Below are 2896 nucleotides of genomic sequence, written 5' to 3'. Positions count from 1 at the left end.
GTCGTAGTGATGCAGGATCAGGTCGGTCATCGTCTCACCCCTTCGGCGCCCGCGGCGCAAAGATGATCCGCCAGGTACCGCGCACATCGCGAACCTCGGCCTGGTGCAAGGCACCCTTCTCCACCAGCAGGCGATGCAGGCGAGGCAGGTGGTAGTGCGGCACGGCGGGGTACAGGTGATGCTCCAGGTGGTAGTTCACATGGTGCGGGAACAGCAGCGCCCGGCCCATCACGTTGGCGACACTGCCGCTCGTGCGGTTGCTGCGCGCCGCCGTCAGCGGCGACGACAGGTCGGTCACGCCGCCGTGCTCCATGATCGCGCGCAGCCGCAGGATCGGTTGCAGCACCGTCAGCAGCGGCAGCATCCACAGGATGGCGTATTGCAGCAGGCCGCGGCCGCCGCCGAAGGCCCAGCAGAGCAGCGGCGCCGCCACCTGAAACGCCACCACCGCCCAGCGGTCGCGCCGCGCGCTGGCACGCAGCTGCGGCGAGGTGTCGTCCAGCGGCCGGGCCGCCTTCTGCGTCACGTCATTGAGTGCCGGCGCGCCGAAGAAGTACGCGAAGGTCTTCCACGCATTCCAGCCGACCAGGTCCTGGCCCAGCTTCTTCCACAGGTACCCCACGCCACGCGGATAACCGCCGTGGATGGCCGTGTCGGGGTCTTCCGCCGTGTAGAGGTTGTTGTGGTGCAGCCGGTGGATCACGCGGTAGGTGCACATCGAGATGCCGCCGGCCATGCCGATCAGCCGGCCCACCGCATCGTTGACGCCGCGGTGGCTGAACAGCCGGTAGTGCGCCGATTCGTGCGCCAGGATGAACAGGCCGTGCTGGTGCACGCCGATCACCCCCACCGCGAGGATCGCGATCGCCCAGCCCCACGGCATGCCCCAGGTGAGCAAGGCCGCAGCCACCGCCAGCGCAATGCTGCCGAACGTGACCCCCACCGCGCCCAGCGAGCGCCAGTCGTTCAACTGCGTCAGCGACGCGATCTCGCCGGCGTTCAGGATGCGGCGTGCCGCCGCATTGCCCGAGCCGGCCACGCGCGCCGCGGCGGTGCGCGGCGGCTCGATCGGCCGCAGGTCTTCGCGGAATTCCTCCCCCGCGACGGGAGTGCTTGAGGTGTTCATCGAAGTTCGACCTCCGACGGTGTCCCGGGTTCAGACCAGCTTGACGAGCTGCTTCCCGAAATTGGCGCCCTTCAGCAGCCCGAGGAACGCCTCCGGCGCCGACTCGATCCCCTGCGCCACCGTCTCGCGGTACTTCAGCTTGCCGGTCGCCACCAGCGTGCCCAGTTCCTTCAGCGCCTCGGGCCACACGCCCATGTGCTCGCTGACGATGAAGCCCTCGAGCTTCAGCCGCGACTGCAGGATCAGCTGCGGGTAGGTGAGCGGGATCGGCTGCCCGTCGTAGCCGGAGATCATCCCGCACAGCGCAACGCGGCCGAACGCATTCATGCGCGCGAGCACGGTGTCGAGCATCAGCCCGCCGACGTTCTCGAAGTAGCCGTCGACGCCGTCCGGCGTGGCCTCCTTCAGCGCGGCGTACAGCGCCTTCGGGTCGCGGTGCGCCTTGTAGTCGACGCAGGCATCGAAACCCAGCTCGTCGACCACGTAGCGGCACTTGTCGGGCCCGCCGGCGATGCCGACCGCGCGGCAACCGCGCACCTTGGCCAGCTGCCCCACCGCGCCGCCGACGGCACCGCTGGCCGCGCTGACGACGACGGTCTCGCCGGCCTTCGGCGTGCAGATCTTCACCAGCCCATACCACGCGGTGACGCCCGGCATGCCGACCGCGCCGAGATACGCCGACAGCGGGATGTGCGTGGTGTCGACCTTGCGCAGCATGCCGGGCTGGCTCGCATCGACCACGCCGTACTGCTGCCAGCCGCCCATGCCCACGACCTTGTCGCCGGCCTTGAAGCCGGGGTGGCGCGACTMGACCACCTCGCCGGCGGTGCCGCCGATCATCACCTGGTCCAGCGGCTGCGGCTGCGCGTAGCTCTTGCCGGCGTTCATGCGCCCGCGCATGTACGGGTCGAGCGACAGGTAGTGGTGGCGCACCAGCACCTGGTTGTCGGCCAGTGCCGGCAACGGCTTCGATTCGAGCCGGAAGTTGCCTGCGACAGCCTCCTTGTCGGGGCGCGACGCGAGGACGATCTGCTGGTTGGTGGTCATGGCATGTCTCCTGTCTGTGGTGTCTTCGGATCAATCGGAGGCGTTCGAGCGGTGGATCTTGCGTCCCCCCGCCGGAAGCCCTTGCAGGTACTTGAAGGTGCCGCTCGCGCTGGCGAGCAGCTCGCCGTTCGCATCGACCACCCTGCCCTCGCAGAACGCGAGCGATGCGGTCGCGTGCAGCAGCTTGCCGTGCCCGACGATGCGGCCGAGGCCGGGGCGCATGAAGCTGGTCTTCATCTCGATCGTCACGACGCCGGTGCCGCCCGGCTGCCCGCCCGGTTTGATCGAGCTGCTGCGCGCGGCATGCGCCATCGCGACATCGAGCAAGGTCATCGTGACGCCGCCATGCGCGACGCTCCATGAATTGCACAGCTCGTCGCGCAGCGTCAGGCCGATCTCGGCCTCGCCGTTCTCGAACCTCAGCAGCTCGAAGCCGAGTTGCTCGACGAAGGGGATGTGGACCGGAAATTCCATCGTGGTCAATGTCCCCTGCTCTCAGTGTCCATGCACGGCACTCACGCCGCCGTCGACCGCGAGGATCTGCCCGGTGATGTGCTTGCCGGCCGCCGACGCGAACAACAGTGCCGCGCCCTTCAGGTCGTCGTCGTCGCCGATGCGGCCGAGCGGCGCGCCGGTCGCCAGCGCCTCGACGCCCACCTTGGCGATCGTGCCGGCCGTCATCTTGCTCGGGAACATGCCCGGCGCCAGCGCATTCACCGTGAT

The 2896-nt window shown here is 68.9% G+C and carries 4 protein-coding genes; all 4 read right to left on the bottom strand.

Annotated features, from left to right (window positions below; translation table 11 throughout):
- Positions 1-34 precede the first annotated feature (34 nt).
- Positions 35-1126 (bottom strand): fatty acid desaturase family protein, encoded by a 1092-nt coding sequence (locus AC1D15_RS25130; RefSeq protein ID WP_477828122.1) that lies wholly within the window; start codon positions 1124-1126, stop codon positions 35-37.
- A gap of 30 nt (positions 1127-1156) precedes the next feature.
- A complete protein-coding gene (locus AC1D15_RS25125) occupies positions 1157-2173 on the bottom strand; it encodes an NADP-dependent oxidoreductase (protein WP_477828121.1) in 1017 nt (338 codons plus the stop codon).
- 30 nt (positions 2174-2203) lie between these two features.
- Positions 2204-2647, bottom strand: a complete 444-nt coding sequence (locus AC1D15_RS25120; protein ID WP_047510313.1) for a PaaI family thioesterase — start codon at positions 2645-2647, stop codon at positions 2204-2206.
- A 21-nt stretch (positions 2648-2668) separates the two neighbouring features.
- The coding region (locus AC1D15_RS25115; RefSeq protein ID WP_477828120.1) for an SDR family oxidoreductase at positions 2669-2896 on the bottom strand (228 nt) is incomplete at its 5' end.

It is taken from the genome of Rhizobacter sp. P2_H2, from assembly GCF_056403375.1.
The sequence above is the reverse complement of the archived record's forward strand: the minus strand, read 5'-3'. Positions and strand labels throughout refer to the sequence as shown.

Coding starts and splice junctions, on each gene's coding strand:
- AC1D15_RS25130 (WP_477828122.1), bottom strand. CDS start 1,126: ATGAACACCTCAAGCACTCCCGTCGCGGGGGAGGAATTCCGCGAAGAC.
- AC1D15_RS25120 (WP_047510313.1), bottom strand. CDS start 2,647: ATGGAATTTCCGGTCCACATCCCCTTCGTCGAGCAACTCGGCTTCGAG.